This window comes from Streptomyces sp. NPDC053426 (genome assembly GCF_055585405.1).
In genome coordinates this window covers 177,283-199,481 of the sequence record NZ_JBVJKE010000013.1, presented here as the reverse complement: position 1 = coordinate 199,481, position 22,199 = coordinate 177,283, and the positions used below count along the sequence as shown (strand labels likewise).

The window sequence follows — 22,199 nt, the reverse complement described above, 5'->3', positions numbered from 1 at the left end:
CCAGCCTACGTCGTGGAGGTCCCGGCGGCGTCAGGCGCCGACGGTCTCCCCGGCGGCGATCCGCACCCCGCGCGCCCAGTCCGCCGCCCGCATCGGCTTCTTGCCCTGGGGCTGCACCCACAGCAGCTCCACGGCGTACGAACCGGTGCCCACGTACACGTTGTTCTTGCCGGCGGACAGCTGCCCGGGCGCGAGGTCGGTCAGGTCCGGTACGGGGGCGGCCTGGACGATCTTCAGCCGCTCGCCCCGGAAGGTGGTCCAGGCGCCGGGCGCGGGGGTGCAGCCGCGCACCACGCGGTCGACGCGCAGCGCCGGGGTGCCCCAGTCGACGTGGGCGTCCTCGACGGTGACCTTGGGGGCGAGGCTGATGCCGTCGGCGGGCTGCGGTACGGCCTTCAGGGTGCCGTCCTCGATGCCGTCCATGGTGGCGGCGAGCAATCCGGCGCCGGCGAAGGCGAGCCGGGTGAGCAGGTCGCCGCTGGTGTCGGTGGGGCGGATCTCCTCGGTGACGGTGCCGTAGACGGGCCCGGAGTCGAGGCCCTCCTCGATGAGGAAGGTGGCGGCGCCGGTGATCTCGTCGCCGGCCATGATGGCGTGCTGCACGGGTGCGGCGCCGCGCCAGGCGGGCAGCAGCGAGAAGTGCAGGTTGACCCAGCCCCGGGCGGGGATGTCGAGGGCGGCCCCGGGGAGGAGGGCGCCGTAGGCGACGACGGGGCAGCAGTCCGGCGCGATCTCCTTGAGCCGCTCCAGGAACTCGGGGTCCCGGGGCTTCACCGGCTTCAGCACCTCGATCCCGGCCTCCTCCGCCCGCTCGGCGACGGGAGAGGCGACCAGCCTGCGCCCGCGCCCGGCGGGCGCGTCGGGCCGCGTGACGACGGCGGCCACCTCGTGCCGCCCGGAGGCGAGAAGAGCGTCCAGTGCGGGAACGGCGACCTCGGGGGTACCGGCGAAGACGAGCTTCATGGGGTGCTTGGGGCCTCTCGGGCGGGAACGGACACGGCAGCGCACCAGTCTATGGGGCGCGCATCGCAGGGACGCACGAAGGGAAAGCCGCCGACGGCGACGCGGCCCCACGGGGAACGTCCGCCTCTCGACCGGCTGGAAACGGGTGGTGCGCGGGTGGAGGACCCGCCGAGGCCGAAGGCCGAGGCACACACCCCCGCCGGGGGCGTACGCATATGCCGCCACGCCCCCACCCCGTGACCCGCGGAGCGCTCCCGCGTTGGTCAGCGAAGAGTTGACCACGGGCCCCGACACGGGCTCAATTCCTTTCACGCCGGTTCGAGAGGCTTGTTCATGGCCGACCACGCAACCCACGACGCCCAGGCTCGGGCCAGCCTGCACTTGCTGGTGCGGGACATCGAGCGGGTCCGCCGGCAGGTGGACGCGTTGCGCACGCTCACCGCCCAGCTGGGCAACGTCTACCGCCCGCGCCGCTCCGGCCCCTCCACGGGCTTCGTCGTCTACGGACGCGCCCCCGCCCCCACGGTCCGTCTCGCCCAGGAGCTGCGGGACAGTGTCGAGACCCTGGTCACGGCGGCCGTGGACTTCGACCGTTCCCTGGGCTTCTCGTGGGACGCCGTGGGCTCGGCGCTCGGGGTCACCAAGCAGGCGGTCCACCGCCGCTACGGCGCCCGTCGTGCCGCCGCCCAGGCGTCGGCGGCCGGCGAGGCCGCCGCGGAGGTGTCGGGCACGCGCACGGTGAACGCGGTCGCCGGCGTCACCACAGTGCCGACGGTCCCCGCGGCCCACTCCATGCCGACCCAGCCCACGGCCGGCAGCCCGTCCTTCCGCGACGACCCGCGCCCGACGGCCTTACCCTCCCCCCGCAACGGCTGAGCCCTCGCTCGCCGCACCGCCCCGCGCCCTCCCGGACGCACCGCCCCGGGAGGGCGCGGCACGTCCCGACGCCCTCGACCGATACCCGGAGGGACGAGACGAACCCATACGGGCATGCTCCCGGCCCTCCCGAACGCCCCCAGGAGAGCGCGGCACATCCCGGCGGGCTCCACCGACGCCCTCAGCCGATGTCCGGGGGGTCGACGCGGACCCATACGGGCGTGTTCCCGCCTCGGGCCATGCGTGCCGCCTGGGCGGACTTCAGCGCGGCGGTCAGCGCGGCGCCGTTGCCGGGAGGCACCCGGACCAGTGCCCGGTCCCAGTGTTCGCCGGGGGGCGGTGCGCCCGGCCGGCGCGGACGGCCCGCCGGGGTGACCGGCAGGGGCACCGGGCCCAGGATCTCCGCCCGCGCGGGCAGCTCCACCGCGCGGAGGAACTCGGCCACCGCCTCGCCGGGCCCCGACACCGCCGCCATCCGGGACACCGGCGGGAATCCCAGTTCGCCCCGCTCGGCCAGTTCCCGTACCGCGTGCCCGACCGGGTCCCACCGGACCAGCGCCTGCACGGGCCGCAGGGTCGGCTCGGCGACCACGACCACCGTGCCGCCCTCGGACTGCGGCCGGACCAGCGCCGCCGCGCCGATCCAGCGGCGCAACGCGTCCTCCCCGGCCCGCAGGTCGGGCCGGCCCAGCATGGCCCACCCGTCCAGCAGCAGCGCCGCCGCGTATCCGCCCTCCGCCACCGGCTCCGCGCCGGGGGTGCTCACCACCAGCGCGGGCGTCCCCGGCACCGTGTCCAGCACGTGCTCGCGCCCGGAGGTGCGCACCGGGACCGCGGGGAAGGCGCGGCCCAGCTCCTCGGCGGTCCGCCGCGCCCCGACCACCTGGGCCCGCAACCGGAACCCGCCGCACTCGGGGCAGTGCCAGCCGCTCTCCTCGCGCCCGCACCACTCGCACCGCAGATCGTCGGACCCCTGTGCCTGCAGCGGCCCGGAGCAGTGCCGGCACCGCGCGGGGGCCCGGCAGCCGGCGCACGCCATCCGCGGCACGTATCCACGGCGGGGCACCTGCACGAGCACCGGCCCGTGCCGCAGCCCCTCCCTGGCGGCCTGCCAGGCGAGGCTCGGCAGCCGCGCCGCGCGGGCGGCCTCGTCACGCGCGAGGTCCCCGTCCCCCACGGTCCGCACCAGCGGCGCGGCGGCCCGCACCCGCTCCCTCCCGGCGACCAGCGGCCGGGCCCAGCCGGTCTCCACGAGCTGGGCGGCCTCCACGGTGCAGTGCCGGCTGCCCAGCAGGAAGCCGCACCTGTCCTGCGCCGCCCGCAGCAGCAGCACCTCGCGGGCATGGGGCTGCGGGGCGTGCTGCTCGCTGTGGCTGTCGTCTCCGTCGTCCCAGACCGCGACCAGTCCGAGGTCCCGCACCGGCGCGAACATCGCCGCCCGCGTCCCGATGACGGCCCGTACGGAGCCCCGCCGCACGGCGAGCCACCGCGCGTACCGCTTCTCCGGCCCGGCGTCGGCGGTGAGGACCGCGTGCCGTCCCTCCCCCAGCAGTTCGGTGAGCGCCGCGTCGGCGCGAGCCACGGCCCTTCCGTCCGGCAGGACGACCAGCGCGCCGCGCCCGGAGGCCAGGGTCGCGGCGACGGCCCGGGCCAGTTCCTCGCTCCACCGCGGCCCCGGCAGCGCGTTCCACACGGCCCGTGGGGCGCCTCCCGAGGCCAGTGCCTCCAGGAAGGCGGGCCCCTGCTCGTAGCGCTCCCAGGAGCCGGGGGCGGGCGCCGGGGGCGGCGGCAGCGGGTCGGGCGAGGGCCGCTGCTCGGCGCGGGCGTTGCGCGGCGGCACGGCGAGCTGGAGGACGTCGGCGAGGCTGCCCGCGTACCGGTCGGCGACCGCGCGGGCGAGGCCCAGCAGTTCCTCGTCCAGCACCGGTTCGGGCGAGACGACCTGCGCCAGAGCCGCCAGGGGCCCCGAGTAGTCGGACTCGGCGAGCCGCTCGACGAGGAAGCCGTCGATCAGCCCGCCGCCCTCGCGCCGTCCCTCGCGCACCCGGTGCCGTCCGGCCCCGAACCGCACCCGCACCCGCACCCCCGGCTGCGCGTCGGCGTCCAGCTCCGCGGGCACGGCGTAGTCGAAGTAGCGGTCGAGGTGGAGCACGCCCTTGTCGACGAGGACCCGGGCGACGGGCAGCTCCTTGGCGAGCGCCGCGCCGCGCCAGGTGCGCGGTTTGGCCCGGGGCGTCCTGGCCTTGCGCACGCTCTCCCGGATGAGCGCGAGCTGCTCGGGCGGCGCGCCCTCCGCGTCGCCGTCCGACGGTCCGTTCTCGCTGCTCACGCCTGCATTCTTACCAAACGCCACTGACAGCGACGCCGGCCCGAGGTCGAGCCGGGTACGGATCACGAACGCCCGAGGGCGCTTCTGCCTTGGGCCGCTCGGCCATACCGGTCGGGGACCGGCAGCAGGATTCGAACCTGCGAGGGTTGTCACCCGGAAGTATCCGTGCCCTTCGCACCGGGCCGTGACGTCGCCGCGCTCACAGCGTAGGGCTCTCCCCCGCGGTGTGCGCGGGGATTCACGGCGCAGCGGCTCCGTACGCGCCGAGGCCCGGCGGCCCCTCGGAAGGGGCGCCGGGCCTCGGGGAGACGCGGGGTGGCCGGGCCTACAGCCCCGCCGCCTTGCGCAGGGCGTCCACGCGGTCGGTGCGCTCCCAGGTGAAGTCGGGCAGCTCACGGCCGAAGTGACCGTAGGCGGCGGTCTGGGCGTAGATCGGGCGCAGCAGGTCGAGGTCGCGGATGATCGCGGCCGGGCGGAGGTCGAAGACCTCGTCGATGGCCCGCTCGATCTTCTCGGTCTCGACCTTGGCGGTGCCGAAGGTCTCGACGAACAGGCCGACCGGCTCCGCCTTGCCGATGGCGTACGCCACCTGGACCTCGCAGCGGGCGGCCAGGCCGGCCGCCACCACGTTCTTGGCGACCCAGCGCATCGCGTACGCGGCCGAGCGGTCCACCTTGGACGGATCCTTGCCGGAGAAGGCGCCGCCGCCGTGGCGGGCCATGCCGCCGTAGGTGTCGATGATGATCTTGCGGCCGGTCAGACCGGCGTCACCCATCGGGCCGCCGATCTCGAAGCGGCCGGTCGGGTTCACCAGCAGCCGGTAGTTCTCGGTGTCGAGCTTGATGCCCTCGTCCAGCAGCGCCTTCAGCTCCGGCTCCACGACGAACTCGCGGATGTCCGGGGCCAGCAGCGACTCCAGGTCGATGTCGGAGGCGTGCTGCGAGGAGACGACCACGGTGTCCAGGCGGACCGCCTTGTCGCCGTCGTACTCGATGGTGACCTGGGTCTTGCCGTCCGGGCGCAGGTAGGGGATGGTCCCGTTCTTGCGCACGTCGGACAGGCGCTTGGACAGGCGGTGCGCGAGGAAGACCGGCAGCGGCATCAGCGTCGGCGTCTCGTCCGTCGCGTAGCCGAACATCAGGCCCTGGTCGCCGGCGCCCTGCCGGTCCAGCTCGTCCTCGTCACCCTCGACGCGGGCCTCGTAGGCGGCGTCGACGCCCTGCGCGATGTCCGGGGACTGCGCGCCGATGGACACCGAGACGCCGCAGGAGGCGCCGTCGAAGCCCTTCTTCGAGGAGTCGTAGCCGATCTCCAGGATCTTGTTGCGCACCAGCGTCGCGATGTCCGCGTACGTCTTGGTGGTGACCTCGCCGGCCACGTGCACCAGGCCGGTGGTGATCAGGGTCTCGACGGCGACCCGGGAGGTCGGGTCCTCACGGAGGAGTGCGTCGAGAATGGTGTCGCTGATCTGGTCAGCGATCTTGTCGGGGTGACCCTCGGTCACGGACTCCGAGGTGAACAGACGACGGGACACAACGCTCCCTGGGGTTGCAGCGGCTGCTGGCTGATCATTGGCGGACGGCGGGGGCTGCACCCGACGCCGTCCGTGGAACAGTTTATCGGTCGCGCTTCGCCACGGGTCCCCCCGTCTCGTCTCGCGAGAGCGCTGTGACCTGCGGCACGGGCATTCTGCCCATGCCGAGCGAGGTTGGCCAGAGGCGCCACGCCCCGAAGGACGAGGTTTCGGGAACCGGACGACGAAATGAATCACTCATCCGAGGCGTTCGGCCACCAGGTCCCATACGGTTTCGGCCAGGGCTTCCTTCGGTCCGTGCGCGACCGGGGTCTCGCTGCCGTCGGTGCCCAGAACCACGGCCTCGTTCTCCTCGGAGCCGAAGGTCTTGCGCTCCCCCACCTCGTTCACCACCAGCAGATCGCAGCCCTTGCGCTTCAGCTTGGCGCGGCCGTTGGCGAGCACGTCGTCGGTCTCCGCGGCGAAGCCGACGATCACCTGCCCGGCGCGCGCCCGGTCGCCGGAGATCTCGGCGAGGATGTCCGGATTCCGTACCAGGGTGATGGGCTCCGGCTCCCGGTCGTCCTTCTTCTTGATCTTGCCGGTGGCGTAGGCGGCCGGCCGGAAGTCGGCGACGGCCGCGGCCATGACCACGGCGTCCGCGTCGGTGGCGGCGCCGAGGACGGCCTCGCGCAGCTCCACGGCGGTCCCGACCCGGACGACGTCCACGCCCGCCGGGTCGGGCAGGGCGGTGTTGGCCGCGATCAGTGTGACGCGGGCGCCGCGGGCGGCGGCGGTGCGGGCGAGGGCGTAGCCCTGCTTGCCGGAGGAGCGGTTGCCGAGGAAGCGGACGGGGTCGAGGGGCTCGCGGGTGCCTCCGGCGCTGACGACGACGTGCCGGCCCTCGAGGTCGGGCTCGGTGACGCCGCGGGCCAGCACCCGGCGGCAGACCTCGAAGATCTCCCCCGGGTCGGGCAGCCGGCCCTTGCCGGTGTCGACGCCGGTGAGACGGCCGACGGCCGGTTCCACGACGACGGCGCCGCGGCGGCGCAGCGTGGCCACGTTCTCCTGGGTGGCCGGGTGCTCCCACATCTCGGTGTGCATGGCGGGGGCGAAGACCACCGGGCAGCGGGCGGTGAGCAGGGTGTTGGTGAGGAGGTCGTCCGCCAGGCCGTGGGCCGCCTTGGCCAGCATGTCCGCGGTGGCGGGGGCGACGACCACCAGGTCGGCGTGCTGCCCGATGCGGACGTGGGGCACCTCGTGGACGTCGTCCCAGACCTCGGTGGAGACCGGGTTGCCGGAGAGCGCGGACCACGTGGCGGCGCCGACGAAGTGCAGTGCGGAGGCGGTGGGGACGACCCGGACGTCGTGTCCCGACTCCGTCAGCCGCCTGAGCAGCTCACAGGCCTTGTACGCGGCGATGCCGCCGCTGACCCCCAGAACGACCTTCGGCTTGTCCACCGTCTCTCCCCGGACCTCGGAAATGTGCGACCACCCCCATGAGACACCACAGGCCCGGCAACGTGCTGCCGGGCCTGTGGAAAAGTCAGCTGCAAACAGCTGGTACGACTTACCGACCGATCACTGACCGGGGCCTTCGACGGCCTCGGAGGTCAGCAGTCCCGCGTTGATCTCGCGCAGGGCGATCGAGAGCGGCTTCTCGTGGACGTGGGTGTCGACGAGGGGACCGACGTACTCGAGCAGGCCCTCGCCGAGCTGCGAGTAGTACGCGTTGATCTGGCGGGCCCGCTTGGCCGCGTAGATCACGAGGCTGTACTTCGAGTCCGTGGCCTCGAGGAGCTCGTCGATCGGCGGGTTGATGATGCCCTCGGGCGCGGAGATGGAAGAGGACACGCTCTACCTTCCGATGGATGGGAAAGATTCAGTCGGCGCGACCGGTGAACGATTGCTCACGATCACACGACGTTCATCAAGGCTAGCAGCTCACGGGCCACGTCCTCGACGGAGGTGTTGACCAGGGTGGTGTCGAACTCCGGCTCGGCGGCCAGTTCGGTCTTCGCGGCCTCCAGCCGGCGCTCGATGACCTCGGGCGACTCGGTGCCCCGGCCCGTGAGCCTGCGCACGAGCTCCTCCCAGGAGGGAGGAGCCAGGAACACCAGCCGGCCCTCGGCCATGGACTCACGGACCTGCCGTGCGCCCTGGAGGTCGATCTCCAGCAGCACGGGCACACCCGCCTCCAGGTGCTCCAGCACCGCCGCGCGGGGAGTGCCGTAGCGGTTGCCCGCGAACTCGGCCCACTCCAGCAGCTCGCCGTTGGCGATCAGCTTGTCCATCTCCTCGTCGGTGACGAAGAAGTAGTGGACTCCGTGCTGCTCCCCGGGGCGGGGCTTGCGGGTCGTCGCCGACACCGAGAGCCAGACCTCGGGGTGTTCCTTGCGCATATGGGCGACGACCGTGCTCTTGCCGACCCCGGAGGGGCCGGAGAGCACGGTCAGCCGCGGACGTTCAGTCATGCAGCGATTATTCCAGCAATCACGGGATGTCCGGGACGCCGGTCCCGGACCGCCCCGTGCTTCAGGAGCCGGTGCTGCCGAACTCGCGCTCCAGGGAGGCGATCTGGTTGGACCCGAGACCACGCACGCGGCGGCTCTCGGAGATGCCCAGTCGCTCCATGATCTGCTTGGCGCGGACCTTGCCCACGCCCGGCAGGGACTCCAGCAGGGCGGAGACCTTCATCTTGCCGATGACGTCGTTCTCCTGGCCCTGCTTGATGACCTCGTGAAGGGAGGCGCCGGAGTGCTTGAGTCGATTCTTGACCTCGGCCCGCTCCCGGCGAGCCGCGGCGGCCTTTTCGAGCGCGGCTGCGCGCTGTTCAGGGGTAAGGGGCGGAAGAGCCACGCCTACGTCACCTCGGATGTCGAACTGTCGGATACGGACCGGTGAGGAACCTAGTCGCCCCACACCTGGGGAGTCACGAGCGACACCGTCGCCCGTTCACTCTCCGTCGGAGACTAGCGGCCAACTCCGCCGGAGTCAGCGAGAACTGCGGAAAAGTCCTGGTCAGCCTCCGTCAGGCCGGACATTTAAGACATAATCCCCTGGATTTGAGGATGTATCCAGAGTCCGGCGACCACGGATTCCCTCGTCGGCCGGTTCAGGCCGGCGTCACGGCGGCCCTGATCTCCTCCGCGAACCGCTCCGCGGCGTCACGCAGAGCGACCGCGTCGGGACCGTGGCGCAACACTCCCCGGCTGACGTTCGGCACCACGTTGCGCACCGCGCCGCCGAAGACCGCCGGGAGATCGGCCGCCGTGGCCCCCTGCGCGCCGATGCCGGGAGCGAGGATCGGCCCGCCCATGTCCAGGTCGTACGAGGAGAGGTCGCCGAGCGTCGCGCCGACCACCGCGCCGAAGGATCCGAGCGGCTCCTCACCGGCGTTCTCGACGGCCAGGTGCCCGAGCACGGTCGCCCCGACGGTGCGCCCGTCGGCGCGGATCGCGTGCTGGACCTCACCGCCCTCCGGGTTGGACGTCAGCGCCAGCACGAACAGCCCGGTGCCGGTCTCCCGTGCCAGCGCGACGGCCGGGCTGAGCGAGCCGTAGCCGAGGTACGGCGAGACCGTGAGCGCGTCGGAGAACAGGGGCGCGTCCTTGTGCAGGAAGGACTCGGCGTAGGCGGCCATGGTGGAGCCGATGTCGCCGCGCTTGGCGTCCATGACGACCAGCGCGCCGGCCGCCCGCGCCTCCTGGACCGTCCGCTCCAGGACGGCGACACCGCGCGAGCCGAAGCGCTCGAAGAAGGCGCTCTGCGGCTTGAGCACGGCGACCCGGTCGGCGACCGCCTCGACCACCGTGCGGCTGAACCGCTCCAGGCCCGTCACGTCGTCGTTCAGGCCCCACTCGGCGAGCAGGGAGGCGTGCGGGTCGATGCCCACGCACAGCGGGCCGCGCTCGTCCATCGCGCGGCGCAGCCGCGCGCCGAAGGGTTCCAGGCCGGTCATACCGTCGTCCTCACGTCGGCGCCCACCGCGTCGGCGAGCGTGGCGTACGGGCTGGTGCGCAGCCGCGCGGCGAGCCCCTTGTGCATGGCGCGGCCCCAGAAGGGGCCCTCGTAGATGAACGCGCTGTACCCCTGGACCAGCGTGGCACCGGCCAGGATGCGCTGCCAGGCGTCCTCGGCGTTCTCGACGCCGCCGACGCCGACCAGGGTGATCCGGTCGCCCACGCGCGCGTAGAGGCGGCGCAGCACCTCCAGGGAGCGTGCCTTGAGGGGGGCGCCGGAGAGGCCGCCGGTCTCCTGGACGAGGGCGGGCGAGGACGCCAGGCCGAGCCCCTCGCGGGCGATGGTGGTGTTGGTGGCGATGATGCCGTCCAGACCGAGTTCCACGGCGAGGTCGGCGACCGCGTCGACGTCCTCGTCGGCGAGGTCGGGGGCGATCTTCACCAGCAGCGGCACCCGGCGGGCGGGCACCGTACGGTCGGCGGCCTCGCGGACGGCGGCGAGCAGCGGGCGCAGATGGTCCACGGCCTGGAGGTTTCGCAGTCCCGGGGTGTTCGGGGAGGAGACGTTGACGACCAGGTAGTCGGCGTACGGCGCCAGCCGCTCGGCGGACTTCACGTAGTCGGCGACGGCCTCGTCCTCCGGTACGACCTTGGTCTTGCCGATGTTGACGCCGACGACCGTCCTGAAGACGGGCGTACGGGAGGCCAGGCGCGCGGCGACGGCGAGCGAGCCCTCGTTGTTGAAGCCCATGCGGTTGATCAGGGCCCGGTCGGCGACCAGGCGGAACAGCCGCTTCCTGGGGTTGCCGGGCTGCGGCTCCCCGGTCACCGTGCCGATCTCGACGTGGTCGAAGCCGAGCATCGCCATGCCGTCGATCCCGACGGCGTTCTTGTCGAAGCCGGCGGCGAGGCCGAAGGGGCTGTGCAGGCGCAGCCCGAGGGCCTCGGTGCGCAGCTCCTTGTGGCGGGGCGCGAGCACGGCGGCGACGAAGGTGCGCAGGACCGGGACCCGCGCGACGAGACGGATCCAGCGGAAGGCCAGGTGGTGGGCCTGCTCCGGGTCCATCCGTTTGAACACCAGTTGGAAGAAGAAGTCGTACATGCCTGTCCTCGGGGCTCATGAAGAGGGGGACACCGTTTCCGGTGTCCCCCTCGGGGTGCTAGTCGCGGGCCGCGGTCAGATGTTCCGCGTGTTCCTGGAGCGAGCGGACGCCCACGTCGCCGCGGTTGAGAGCGTCGATGCCCTGGACCGCGGCGGCGAGCGCCTGGACCGTCGTCAGGCACGGCACGGACCGGGCCACCGCCGCCGTACGGATGTCGTAGCCGTCGAGGCGGCCGCCGGTGCCGTACGGGGTGTTGACGATGAGGTCGACCTCGCCGTCGTGGATGAGCTGGACGATGGTCTTCTCGCCGTTCGGGCCGGTGCCCTCGGACTGCTTGCGCACGACCGTGGCGTTGATGCCGTTGCGCCTGAGGACCTCGGCGGTGCCGGAGGTGGCCATCAGCTCGAAGCCGTGGGCGACCAGCTCACGGGCCGGGAAGATCATCGAGCGCTTGTCGCGGTTGGCGACCGAGATGAACGCGCGTCCCTTGGTCGGCAGCGGGCCGTACGCGCCCGCCTGCGACTTGGCGTACGCCGTGCCGAAGACGGAGTCGATGCCCATGACCTCGCCGGTGGAGCGCATCTCCGGGCCGAGGACGGTGTCGACGCCGCGGCCGTGGATGTCCCGGAAGCGGGACCACGGCATCACGGCCTCCTTGACGGAGATCGGCGCGTCCAGCGGCAGCTCGCCGCCGTCGCCGTTCGCCGGGAGCAGGCCCTCGGCGCGCAGCTCGGCGACGGTGGCGCCCAGCGAGATCCGCGCGGCGGCCTTCGCCAGCGGCACCGCGGTCGCCTTCGAGGTGAAGGGGACGGTGCGCGAGGCGCGCGGGTTGGCCTCCAGGACGTAGAGGATGTCCCCGGCCAGCGCGAACTGGATGTTGATCAGACCGCGCACGCCGACGCCGCGCGCGATGGCCTCCGTGGAGGCGCGCAGCCGCTTGATGTCGAAGCCGCCGAGCGTGATCGGGGGCAGGGCGCACGCCGAGTCGCCGGAGTGGATGCCGGCCTCCTCGATGTGCTCCATGACGCCGCCGAGGTAGAGCTCCTCGCCGTCGTACAGGGCGTCCACGTCGATCTCTATGGCGTCGTCGAGGAAGCGGTCGACGAGCACCGGCCGGGAGGGGCTGATCTCGGTCGACTCGGCGATGTAGGACTCCAGGCGGGTCTCGTCGTAGACGATCTCCATGCCGCGTCCGCCGAGCACGTAGGACGGGCGGACGAGGACCGGGTAGCCGATCTCGTCGGCGATGGCCTTGGCCTCGGCGAAGGTGGTGGCGGTGCCGTGCTTGGGGGCCGGCAGCCCGGCCTCCTTGAGGACCCGGCCGAAGGCGCCGCGGTCCTCGGCGGCGTGGATGGCCTCCGGGGAGGTGCCGACGATCGGCACGCCGTTGTCCTTCAGCGCCTGCGACAGGCCGAGCGGGGTCTGGCCGCCGAGCTGGACGACGACGCCCGCCACCGGTCCGGCCTGCTGCTCGGCGTGGACGATCTCCAGGACGTCCTCCAGGGTGAGCGGCTCGAAGTAGAGCCGGTCGGAGGTGTCGTAGTCGGTGGAGACGGTCTCCGGGTTGCAGTTGACCATCACGGTCTCGTAGCCGGCGTCGCTCAGCGCGAAGGAGGCGTGGACGCAGGAGTAGTCGAACTCGATGCCCTGGCCGATGCGGTTCGGGCCGGAGCCCAGGATGATCACCGCGGGCTTCTCGCGGGGCGCGACCTCGGTCTCCTCGTCGTAGGAGGAGTAGAAGTACGGCGTCTTCGCGGCGAACTCGGCGGCGCAGGTGTCGACCGTCTTGTAGACCGGGCGGACGCCGAGCGCGTGCCGCACCTCGCGGACGACGTCCTCGCGCAGGCCCCGGATCTCGGCGATCTGCTGGTCGGAGAAGCCGTGCCGCTTGGCCTCGGCGAGCAGCTCGCTCGTCAGCTCGGGGGCGGCGGCCAGCTCGTCGGCGGTCTCCTTGATGAGGAAGAGCTGGTCGACGAACCAGGGGTCGATCTTCGTGTACTCGAAGACCTCCTCGGGCGTGGCACCCGCGCGGATGGCCCGCATGACCGCGTTGATCCGGCCGTCGGTCGGGCGGACCGCCTCGCGCAGCAGTTCGGCCTTGTCGCCGGGCTCGCCGACGAAGGTGAACTGGCTGCCCTTCTTCTCCAGCGAGCGCAGCGCCTTCTGGAAGGCCTCGGTGAAGTTGCGGCCGATGGCCATGGCCTCGCCGACCGACTTCATGGTGGTGGTGAGGGTGGAGTCGGCGCTCGGGAACTTCTCGAAGGCGAACCGGGGGGCCTTGACGACCACGTAGTCGAGGGTCGGCTCGAAGGAGGCCGGGGTCTCCTGCGTGATGTCGTTCGGGATCTCGTCGAGGGTGTAACCGACGGCGAGCTTGGCGGCGATCTTGGCGATCGGGAAGCCGGTCGCCTTGGAGGCCAGCGCGGACGAACGCGACACGCGCGGGTTCATCTCGATGACGATGACGCGGCCGTCGACCGGGTTCACCGCGAACTGGATGTTGCAGCCTCCGGTGTCGACGCCGACCTCGCGGATGATCGCGATGCCGACGTCGCGCAGCACCTGGTACTCACGGTCGGTCAGCGTCATCGCGGGCGCGACGGTGATCGAGTCGCCGGTGTGCACGCCCATGGGGTCGAAGTTCTCGATGGAGCAGACGACCACGACGTTGTCGTTCTTGTCGCGCATCAGCTCCAGCTCGTACTCCTTCCAGCCGAGGATGGACTCCTCCAGGAGCACCTCGGTGGTCGGCGAGAGGGTGAGGCCCTGGCCTGCGATGCGGCGCAGCTCCTCCTCGTCGTGGGCGAAGCCGGAGCCGGCGCCGCCCATGGTGAAGGAGGGGCGGACGACGACCGGGTAGCCGCCGAGCGTGTCGACACCGGCGAGGACGTCGTCCATGGAGTGGCAGATCACCGAGCGGGCGGACTCGCCGTGCCCGATCTTCTTGCGGACCTCCTCGACGACCTCCTTGAACAGGTCGCGGTCCTCGCCCTTGTTGATGGCCTCGACATTGGCGCCGATCAGCTCGACGCCGTACTTCTCCAGGACGCCGTTGTCGTGCAGCGAGATGGCGGTGTTGAGGGCCGTCTGGCCGCCCAGGGTGGGCAGCAGCGCGTCGGGCTGCTCCTTGGCGATGATCTTCTCGACGAACTCGGGGGTGATCGGCTCGACGTAGGTGGCGTCGGCGATCTCCGGGTCGGTCATGATCGTCGCCGGGTTGGAGTTGACGAGGATGACCCGCAGGCCCTCGGACTTCAGCACGCGGCACGCCTGGGTGCCGGAGTAGTCGAACTCGGCGGCCTGGCCGATGACGATCGGGCCGGAGCCGATGACCAGGACGGACTGGATATCGGTGCGCTTAGGCACGCTGGCCCTCCATCAGGGAAACGAAGCGGTCGAACAGGTAGGCGGCGTCGTGCGGGCCCGCTGCCGCTTCGGGGTGGTACTGGACGCTGAAGGCCGGGCGGTCGAGCAGCCGGAGGCCCTCCACCACGTTGTCGTTCAGGCAGACGTGGGACACCTCGGCGCGGCCGAACGGGGTCTCGGAGACCTTGTCCAGCGGGGCGTCGACGGCGAAGCCGTGGTTGTGCGCGGTGACCTCGACCTTGCCGGTCGTACGGTCCTGCACCGGCTGGTTGATGCCGCGGTGGCCGTACTTCAGCTTGAAGGTGCCGAAGCCGAGGGCGCGGCCCAGGATCTGGTTGCCGAAGCAGATGCCGAAGAGCGGGGTGCCGCGCTCCAGGACGCCCCGCATCACGGAGACGGGGTGGTCGGCGGTGGCGGGGTCGCCGGGGCCGTTGGAGAAGAACACGCCGTCCGGGTTCACCGCGTAGACGTCGTCCACGGTCGCGGTGGCCGGCAGGACGTGCACCTCGATGCCGCGCTCGGCCATGCGCTGCGGGGTCATGCCCTTGATGCCGAGGTCGACGGCGGCGACGGTGAACTTCTTGTCGCCGATCGCGGGGACGACGTACGGCTCGGTGGTGGCGACCTCGGCGGACAGGTCGGCGCCCTTCATCTGGGGCGCCTCCTTCACCCGGGCCAGCAGCGCGGCGTCGTCGCGCACGGCGTCGCCGCTGAAGATGCCGACGCGCATGGCGCCGCGCTCGCGCAGGTGGCGGGTGAGGGCGCGGGTGTCGATGCCGCTGATGCCGACGACGTCCTGTGCGGCGAGCTCCTCGTCCAGCGAGCGCCGGGAGCGCCAGTTGGAGGGCGTGCGCGCGGGGTCCCGTACGACGTAGCCGGAGACCCAGATCCGCTTCGACTCGGCGTCCTCGTCGTTGACGCCGGTGTTGCCGACGTGCGGGGCGGTCATCACCACGACCTGGCGGTGGTACGACGGGTCGGTGAGGGTCTCCTGGTAGCCGGTCATGCCGGTGGAGAACACCGCTTCGCCGAAGGTCTCCCCCACCGCCCCGTAGGCACGGCCGCGGAAGATCCGGCCGTCCTCCAGGACGAGTACGGCGGGAACCTTGGTGGCTCCCCTGGTGGAGGTTGTCATCGTGCGCCTTCCGTCTTGTTGATCATCTGGTTCAGGGCCTCGGCCCATTCGTTGTGCTCGGCCGCGTGGTCGGAGCGGAAGCCGGAGTCGATCTGCCGCTCGCCGTGCGCCCAGGTCACGATCAGCAGGCCGCCCTCGGTGAGGACCTTGCCGGCGATGCCCTTGTCGAGCCGGGCCCCGCGCAGCGCGTGGGCCGGGACGAAGAAGTCGTCCGCCCCGGGGCGTACGACGTCCAGTCCGGCGTCCGTCAGCGTGAGCTCGGCCCGGCTGCGGGTGCCCAGGCCGTGCGCCACGATGCGGTCGAGCCACTGACCGGCGGTGGTGGAGCCGTGGTAGCGGCCGCTCATCGTCAGTTTCGCCGGACCGGGGTCGTCCGGCGCGGTGGGCAGCTCGGGCAGGTCGCCCTGGAGCGTGCCCCGCCACTTCCAGCCCTCGCGCATCAGCCAGTAGACGAGCGCCACGAAGAGGGCGAGTCCGACGACCCAGCCGATCCGGGCGGCCCAGTCGGTCACTTCCGCCGATTCCTTCTCGGCGGCCAGCAGGAGTACAGGTGTCACGTGAGCTTCCCGTCGACGAGCGTGGCCTTGCCCCGGAGCCAGGTGTGCGTGACACGGCCCGGCAGCTCGCGGCCCTCGTACGGGGTGTTGCGGCTGCGCGAGGCGAAGCCCGCGGGGTCCACAGGGCCACGGTATGCCGAGTCGACGAGGGTGAGGTTCGCGGGCTCACCTGCCGAGACGGGACGGCCGTGGCCCTCGGCCTGTCCGATGCGCGCGGGCGTGAAGGACATGCGGTCGGCGACGCCGGCCCAGTCCAGCAGACCCGTGTCGACCATGGTCTCCTGCACCACTGACAACGCGGTCTCCAGACCGACCATGCCCATGGCGGCGGCGGCCCACTCGCAGTCCTTGTCCTCGTGCGGGTGCGGGGCGTGGTCGGTGGCGACGATGTCGATCGTGCCGTCGGCGAGCGCCTCGCGCAGGGCCATGACGTCGCGCTCGGTGCGCAGCGGCGGGTTGACCTTGTAGACCGGGTTGTACGACCGGACCAGCTCGTCGGTGAGGAGGAGGTGGTGCGGGGTGACCTCGGCGGTGACGCGGATGCCGCGGGACTTGGCCCAGCGGACGATCTCGACGGACCCGGCGGTCGACAGGTGGCAGATGTGGACGCGGGAGCCGACGTGCTCGGCGAGCAGCACGTCCCGCGCGATGATCGACTCCTCGGCGACGGCCGGCCAGCCCCCGAGGCCGAGTTCGGCGGAGACGACGCCCTCGTTCATCTGGGCGCCCTCGGTCAGCCGCGGTTCCTGGGCGTGCTGGGCGACGACGCCGCCGAAGGCCTTCACGTACTCCAGGGCGCGGCGCATGATCACGGCGTCGTGGACGCACTTGCCGTCGTCGGAGAAGACGGTGACGCCGGCCGCGGACTCGTGCATGGCGCCCAGCTCGGCGAGCTTCTGCCCCTCCAGGCCGACGGTGACGGCGCCGATGGGCTGCACGTCGCAGTAGCCGGACTCCTGGCCGAGCCGCCAGACCTGCTCGACGACGCCGGCGGTGTCGGCGACCGGGAAGGTGTTGGCCATGGCGAAGACGCTGGTGTAGCCGCCGCTCGCCGCCGCGCGGGTGCCGGTCAGGACGGTCTCGGAGTCCTCGCGGCCGGGCTCGCGCAGGTGGGTGTGCAGGTCGACCAGGCCGGGCAGCAGGATCTTGCCGGTGGCCTCGACGACCCGGGTGACGTCGGCGTCCCTCAGCTCGGGCCCCACCTCGGCGATGGTCCCGCCGTCGATCAGCACGTCCTGCGACTCGCCGCCGAGCACCTTCGCACCACGGATCAGGGTCTTGCTCATCGTTCTCACTTCTCCTCGGTGGTGCGGGCGTGGGTGAGGGCGGGCTCGTTGCCGCCCAGCAGCAGGTAGAGGACGGCCATCCGGATGGAGACGCCGTTGGTGACCTGTTCGATCACGGTGCAGCGGTCGGAGTCCGCGACGTCGGCGGTGATCTCCATGCCGCGGACCATCGGGCCGGGGTGCATCACGATGGCGTGCTCGGGCATCCGCGCCATGCGGTCGCCGTCGAGGCCGTAGCGGCGCGAGTACTCCCGCTCGGTGGGGAAGAACGCGGCGTTCATCCGCTCGCGCTGGACGCGCAGCATCATGACCGCGTCGGACTTGGTCAGCGTCGAGTCGAGGTCGTACGACACCTCGCAGGGCCAGGTGCCGACGCCGACCGGGAGCAGGGTCGGCGGGGCGACGAGGGTGACCTCGGCGCCGAGCGTGTGCAGCAGGTCGACGTTGGAGCGGGCGACCCTGCTGTGCAGGACGTCGCCGACGATCGTGATGCGGCGTCCCGCGAGGTCCTGCCCGAGTCCGGCGTCCCGGCCGACCAGGCGGCGCCGCATGGTGAAGGCGTCGAGGAGGGCCTGGGTGGGGTGCTGGTGGGTGCCGTCGCCCGCGTTGATGACGGCGGCGTCGATCCAGCCGGAGGTGGCCAGGCGGTACGGGGCTCCGGAGGCGCCGTGCCGGATGACCACGGCGTCGACGCCCATCGCCTCCAGGGTCTGGGCGGTGTCCTTCAGGGACTCGCCCTTGGAGACGCTGGAGCCCTTGGCGGTGAAGTTGATGACGTCCGCGGAGAGCCGCTTCTCGGCGGCCTCGAAGGAGATCCGGGTGCGGGTGGAGTCCTCGAAGAAGAGGTTGACCACGGTCCGGCCGCGCAGGGTCGGGAGTTTCTTGATCGGCCGGTCGGCGACCCGGGCCATCTCCTCGGCGGTGTCGAGGATCAGGACGGCGTCGTCGCGGGTGAGGTCGGCGGCCGAGATGAGATGACGCTGCATCTGTCAGGCTCCGTAAGGCGGTTCAATGAGGCGAAATCGGACAGCCGGGTACGCGTGCGGGCGTGCCGGGCCGGCGCACGCGGTCGGCGTGCGCTCCGCGGTGCTACTGGGCGGTCTGCTTGGCGCCGAGCAGCACGGTGTCGCGACCGTCCTCCTCGGCGAGCAGGACCTTGACCGTCTCCCGCAGCGACGTGGGGAGGTTCTTGCCGACGTAGTCGGCGCGGATGGGCAGTTCGCGGTGGCCGCGGTCGACGAGGACGGCGAGCTGCACCGCGCGGGGGCGCCCGATGTCGTTCAGCGCGTCGAGGGCGGCGCGGATGGTGCGGCCGGAGAAGAGCACGTCGTCGACGAGGACGACCAGCCGGCCGTCGATGCCGTCGCCGGGGATCTCGGTGCGGGCCAGCGCACGCGGCGGGTGCATGCGCAGGTCGTCGCGGTACATGGTGATGTCCAGCGAGCCGACCGGGACCTTGCGCTCGGTGATCTGCTCGAGCTTGGCGGCGAGCCGCTGGGCGAGGAAGACGCCTCGGGTCGGGATGCCGAGGAGCACCACGTCGTCGGCGCCCTTGGCGCGTTCGACGATCTCGTGGGCGATGCGGGTCAGCACCCGCGCGATGTCGGGGCCCTCGAGAACGGGCCGCGCATCGGACTGCGTGTCCTGCGTGTTCTGCTTGTCCATGTGAAACGGACCTCCTTCTCCGCCTCACGGGACGGACATTAAAGGACGTCGGATTGCGTCGCTCAGGCTATCAGGTCGGGATTCGCGCGGAGCGACACCCCCGATCACCCCAATGGCGTAACCGATCTTCGCTACCACGGAAGAGTCGGTGTGGACCATTCGGCTTGACGCACGAGAGTAACGCTGCGTAACCTCACAGTGAGTTACCAGCCGCGCGGCATGGAAATCAGCCAGAGTCGCGTCGACACAGTGCCGGGGAGCTATATGTCCAGCGAATACGCCAAACAGCTCGGGGCCAAGCTCCGGGCGATCCGCACCCAGCAGGGCCTTTCCCTCCACGGTGTCGAGGAGAAGTCCCAGGGCCGCTGGAAGGCGGTCGTGGTCGGTTCGTACGAGCGCGGCGACCGCGCCGTGACCGTGCAGCGCCTCGCGGAGCTGGCGGACTTCTACGGCGTTCCGGTGCAGGAGCTGCTGCCGGGTACGACCCCGGGCGGCGCCGCCGAGCCGCCGCCGAAGCTGGTCCTGGACCTGGAGCGGCTGGCCACGGTGCCGGCCGAGAAGGCGGGCCCGCTGCAGCGCTACGCGGCGACGATCCAGTCCCAGCGCGGTGACTACAACGGCAAGGTGCTCTCGATCCGCCAGGACGACCTGCGCACCCTCGCCGTCATCTACGACCAGTCGCCCTCGGTCCTCACCGAGCAGCTGATCAGCTGGGGCGTCCTGGACGCGGACGCGCGCCGCGCGGTGGCCTCCCACGAGGAGGCGTAACCGCTCCGCGGGGACGCAGAAACGTGCCGCCGGGGTGGTCCGAACCCATCAGTTCGGACCACCCCGGCGGCTTTTCCACGCGGTGAGCGGCTTTTCACACGGCGCGGGCAGCGTCGTCAGGGGCGCGGGGCCGTACCGACACGCGGCCCCGCCTCGTGGGTGCGGGCAGCCACGGCGACGCGCGGCCGCCGCATTGCCGCACCCCTACGGCGCACAGGCACAAGAACGCCGGGTCACGCCTCGCGGCGGAGCGACGGCTTCAGCTCCTTGAGCCGGCCGAGGAGCCCGTTCACGAAGGAGGGCGACTCGTCCGTCGAGAACTCCTTCGCCAGCTGCACCATCTCGTCGAGCACAACCGCGTCCGGCGTCTCGTCGACCCAGATCAGCTCGTACGCGCCGAGACGGAGAATGCTGCGGTCGACGACCGGCATCCGGTCGATCGTCCAGCCGACCGAGTACTGGGCGATCAGCTCGTCGATGCGCTTCGCGTGCTCCGCGTAGCCCTCGACGAGCTGCATCGTGTACTCGCTCACCGGCGGCTGCCGGGTGTCGGACCGGGCGTGCCGGACCCAGTCGGCGAGGACGGTCAGGACCTCGGCGCCGCGCTGGTCGCCCTCGAAGATGATCTGGAAGGCGCGTTTGCGGGCCGTGTTGCGGGCAGCCACGGTTAGCTGTTCACCCGGCCGAGGTAGTCGCTGGTGCGGGTGTCGACCTTGATCTTCTCACCGGTGGTGATGAAGAGCGGGACCTGGATCTGGTGACCGGTCTCCAGCGTGGCCGGCTTGGTGCCGCCGGTGGAGCGGTCGCCCTGGACGCCCGGCTCGGTCTCCTGGACCACCAGCTCGACGGCGGCCGGGAGCTCGACGAAGAGCACCTCGCCCTCGTGCTGCGCGACGGTGGCCTCGAAGCCCTCGATGAGGAAGTTGGCGGCGTCGCCGACGGCCTTGCGGTCGACCATGAGCTGGTCGTAGGTCTCCATGTCCATGAAGACGAAGTAGTCGCCGTCCATGTAGGAGAACTGCATGTCACGCTTGTCGACGGTGGCCGTTTCGACCTTGACGCCGGCGTTGAAGGTCTTGTCGACGACCTTGCCGGAGAGCACGTTCTTGAGCTTGGTGCGCACGAAGGCCGGGCCCTTGCCGGGCTTGACGTGCTGGAACTCGACGACGGACCAGAGCTGGCCGCCTTCGAGCTTGAGCACCATGCCGTTCTTGAGGTCGTTCGTGGAAGCCACGGTTGCGGAATCTCCTGGACTGGACTGACGTGGACGACGGCCGGGGCGTGCGCCTGCGCCCAACGCGGGGCTAGAGCGCGAGCAGCTCCTTGGTCGTGATGGTGAGTAGCTCGGGTCCGCCGTCCGCCTCGGGGCGTACGACGAGCGTGTCATCGATCCGGACCCCGCCCCGGCCCGGGAGGTGGACCCCCGGTTCGACGGTGACCGGCACACAAGCGTCCAGTTTACCCATGGCCGCGGGGGTCAATTGAGGGTCCTCGTCGATTTCCAGTCCTACGCCGTGACCGGTGAGCTTGGGGAGTGCCTCGGCGTACCCGGCGGAATCCAGGACGTGGCGTGCGGCTCGGTCCACGTCGCGGCAGGCCGCGCCGGGGACGAGGGACTCGCGTCCGGCTCTCTGGGCGGAGAAGACGAGGTCGTAGAGCTCGATCTGCCAGTCCGCGGGGGCCGTGCCGATGACGAACGTACGGCCGATCTCGCAGCGGTAGCCGCGGTAGGTGGCGCCGAGGCAGACGGAGAGGAAGTCACCCTCCTCGACGCGGCGGTCGGTGGGGCGGTGCCCGGGGCGGCCGGCGTTCGGGCCGGTGGCGACGGAGGTGGGGAAGGCGGGGCCGTCGGCGCCGTGGTCGACCAGGCGGCGCTCGAGTTCGAGGGCGAGGTGGCGTTCGGTGCGGCCCACGAGGATGGACTCCAGGAGTTCGCCGAGGGCCTGGTCGGTGATCTCCGCGCCGATGCGGAGGCAGGAGATCTCTTCCTCGTCCTTGACGACGCGGAGCTGTTCGACGGCGCAGCCGATGCCGGCGAGGCGGAGGCGGGGTGCGGCGTCGTGGATCGCGCGGTGGCGGGTCACGGTGAGGTGGTGCTCCTCGACGGCGAGGGAGTCGACGCCCTGGCCGACGGCGAGGTCGGCGGCGGCGAGGGCGGCGTCGCCGCCGATGCCGGGGACGACGTGTACGCGCAGGGATTCGTCGGGGTGGCTCCGGGGGGAGCGGTCGTCGGGTGGGCCGGCGCATACCAGCAGGTCCTCGGTCCTGCCCAGCAGCAGCACGGCGCCTTCGGGGGCGGTGCCGGCGAGGTAGCGCACGTTTGCGGGCCGGGACACCAGCGCCGCCGCGCTGCCGCCCGCGTTGCAGCATTCCCGTAGCCGGGTGCGGCGGACCGCGTAGACCTCTGACATTCTTCGAGCGTAGGAGTGGTGGCTGGATGTCGCCGGTCGAGCGGGGCCGAGTGGGGGTGCGTCGTGGGGTCGGGGGTGTGGTGGCGCGGTGAGTCCGCCGCAGTCGGGCCCGTACCGTGCTGCCACGGTGAGCCGGGGTGGGGACCGGGTGAGCGGCGGCCTCCACCGCACCACCACACCCCGCTCCCGTGCATCGGCGCCCGCGGGAGCGTCCTACCCGGCTACGAGCGAATCCCGCCACCGCCCCAACTGCGGGCAGTCGTGC

20 protein-coding genes are annotated in these 22,199 nt (G+C 71.8%); 2 read left to right on the top strand and 18 right to left on the bottom strand.

The window, feature by feature from the left end; all coding sequences use genetic code 11:
- Nucleotides 1–30 precede the first annotated feature (30 nt).
- Nucleotides 31–963: a methionyl-tRNA formyltransferase gene (gene fmt / locus ACZ62B_RS26210; RefSeq protein WP_468720485.1), complete on the bottom strand. Its 933-nt coding sequence runs from the start codon at nt 961–963 to the stop codon at nt 31–33.
- 333 nt (nt 964–1,296) lie between these two features.
- On the opposite strand from fmt, the gene ACZ62B_RS26205 reads away from it, so the two are divergent.
- Nucleotides 1,297–1,839 (top strand): hypothetical protein, encoded by a 543-nt coding sequence (locus tag ACZ62B_RS26205; protein ID WP_468720483.1) that lies wholly within the window; start codon nt 1,297–1,299, stop codon nt 1,837–1,839.
- 181 nt (nt 1,840–2,020) lie between these two features.
- Here the strand turns inward: ACZ62B_RS26205 and ACZ62B_RS26200 are convergent, their stop codons facing one another.
- The 14 genes from ACZ62B_RS26200 to pyrR all read right to left on the bottom strand — a co-directional run bounded on the left by ACZ62B_RS26200 (nt 2,021) and on the right by pyrR (nt 18,755).
- Nucleotides 2,021–4,168 (bottom strand): primosomal protein N', encoded by a 2,148-nt coding sequence (locus ACZ62B_RS26200; protein ID WP_344560648.1) that lies wholly within the window; start codon nt 4,166–4,168, stop codon nt 2,021–2,023.
- A gap of 325 nt (nt 4,169–4,493) precedes the next feature.
- The gene (gene metK, locus ACZ62B_RS26195) at nt 4,494–5,702 is read right to left on the bottom strand and encodes a methionine adenosyltransferase (RefSeq protein ID WP_344560647.1); all 1,209 of its coding nucleotides are present in this window, start codon (nt 5,700–5,702) and stop codon (nt 4,494–4,496) included.
- A gap of 237 nt (nt 5,703–5,939) precedes the next feature.
- Nucleotides 5,940–7,142, bottom strand: a complete 1,203-nt coding sequence (gene coaBC / locus ACZ62B_RS26190) for a bifunctional phosphopantothenoylcysteine decarboxylase/phosphopantothenate--cysteine ligase CoaBC (protein WP_344560646.1) — start codon at nt 7,140–7,142, stop codon at nt 5,940–5,942.
- 120 nt (nt 7,143–7,262) lie between these two features.
- Nucleotides 7,263–7,535: a DNA-directed RNA polymerase subunit omega gene (rpoZ, locus tag ACZ62B_RS26185; protein WP_004933985.1), complete on the bottom strand. Its 273-nt coding sequence runs from the start codon at nt 7,533–7,535 to the stop codon at nt 7,263–7,265.
- Between the two features lie 62 nt (nt 7,536–7,597).
- Entirely contained in the window at nt 7,598–8,155 is a 558-nt protein-coding gene (gene gmk, locus ACZ62B_RS26180) for a guanylate kinase (protein WP_344560645.1), read from the bottom strand.
- 61 nt (nt 8,156–8,216) lie between these two features.
- Nucleotides 8,217–8,540 carry an integration host factor gene (locus ACZ62B_RS26175; protein ID WP_003977346.1) on the bottom strand — a complete coding sequence of 108 codons (324 nt, stop codon included), beginning with the start codon at nt 8,538–8,540 and terminating at the stop codon, nt 8,217–8,219.
- Between the two features lie 256 nt (nt 8,541–8,796).
- Nucleotides 8,797–9,642, bottom strand: a complete 846-nt coding sequence (pyrF, locus tag ACZ62B_RS26170; RefSeq protein WP_451835774.1) for an orotidine-5'-phosphate decarboxylase — start codon at nt 9,640–9,642, stop codon at nt 8,797–8,799.
- Nucleotides 9,639–10,745, bottom strand: coding sequence for a quinone-dependent dihydroorotate dehydrogenase (locus ACZ62B_RS26165; RefSeq protein WP_344560643.1), 1,107 nt, complete (start codon nt 10,743–10,745; stop codon nt 9,639–9,641). The genes pyrF and ACZ62B_RS26165 overlap by 4 nt, the downstream gene beginning before the upstream one ends.
- Before the next feature lie 58 nt (nt 10,746–10,803).
- Nucleotides 10,804–14,112, bottom strand: a complete 3,309-nt coding sequence (gene carB / locus ACZ62B_RS26160) for a carbamoyl-phosphate synthase large subunit (RefSeq protein ID WP_344560642.1) — start codon at nt 14,110–14,112, stop codon at nt 10,804–10,806.
- Nucleotides 14,105–15,247 carry a glutamine-hydrolyzing carbamoyl-phosphate synthase small subunit gene (carA, locus tag ACZ62B_RS26155; RefSeq protein ID WP_344560641.1) on the bottom strand — a complete coding sequence of 381 codons (1,143 nt, stop codon included), beginning with the start codon at nt 15,245–15,247 and terminating at the stop codon, nt 14,105–14,107. The genes carB and carA overlap by 8 nt, the downstream gene beginning before the upstream one ends.
- A complete protein-coding gene (locus ACZ62B_RS26150; RefSeq protein ID WP_344560640.1) occupies nt 15,244–15,804 on the bottom strand; it encodes a PH-like domain-containing protein in 561 nt (186 codons plus the stop codon). The genes carA and ACZ62B_RS26150 overlap by 4 nt, the downstream gene beginning before the upstream one ends.
- Complete coding sequence (locus ACZ62B_RS26145) at nt 15,801–17,090, bottom strand: dihydroorotase (protein WP_468720471.1); 1,290 nt, start codon at nt 17,088–17,090, stop codon at nt 15,801–15,803. The genes ACZ62B_RS26150 and ACZ62B_RS26145 overlap by 4 nt, the downstream gene beginning before the upstream one ends.
- A gap of 5 nt (nt 17,091–17,095) precedes the next feature.
- On the bottom strand, nt 17,096–18,076 hold the full coding sequence (locus ACZ62B_RS26140) for an aspartate carbamoyltransferase catalytic subunit (RefSeq protein WP_344560638.1): 981 nt from the start codon (nt 18,074–18,076) through the stop codon (nt 17,096–17,098).
- Between the two features lie 103 nt (nt 18,077–18,179).
- Complete coding sequence (gene pyrR, locus ACZ62B_RS26135; protein ID WP_073933789.1) at nt 18,180–18,755, bottom strand: bifunctional pyr operon transcriptional regulator/uracil phosphoribosyltransferase PyrR; 576 nt, start codon at nt 18,753–18,755, stop codon at nt 18,180–18,182.
- Nucleotides 18,756–19,019: 264 nt separating this feature from the next.
- Between pyrR and bldD the strand changes: the two genes are divergently transcribed.
- On the top strand, nt 19,020–19,523 hold the full coding sequence (gene bldD / locus ACZ62B_RS26130; RefSeq protein WP_018570201.1) for a transcriptional regulator BldD: 504 nt from the start codon (nt 19,020–19,022) through the stop codon (nt 19,521–19,523).
- A gap of 233 nt (nt 19,524–19,756) precedes the next feature.
- On the opposite strand, the gene nusB is transcribed toward bldD, so the two are convergent.
- The 3 genes from nusB to ACZ62B_RS26115 form a co-directional block, all read right to left on the bottom strand.
- Nucleotides 19,757–20,188, bottom strand: a complete 432-nt coding sequence (gene nusB, locus ACZ62B_RS26125; protein ID WP_073933788.1) for a transcription antitermination factor NusB — start codon at nt 20,186–20,188, stop codon at nt 19,757–19,759.
- Nucleotides 20,189–20,190: 2 nt separating this feature from the next.
- Nucleotides 20,191–20,757, bottom strand: a complete 567-nt coding sequence (efp, locus tag ACZ62B_RS26120) for an elongation factor P (RefSeq protein WP_344560637.1) — start codon at nt 20,755–20,757, stop codon at nt 20,191–20,193.
- A 70-nt stretch (nt 20,758–20,827) separates the two neighbouring features.
- The gene (locus ACZ62B_RS26115; RefSeq protein ID WP_344560636.1) at nt 20,828–21,934 is read right to left on the bottom strand and encodes an aminopeptidase P family protein; all 1,107 of its coding nucleotides are present in this window, start codon (nt 21,932–21,934) and stop codon (nt 20,828–20,830) included.
- Nucleotides 21,935–22,199: the final 265 nt, after the last annotated feature.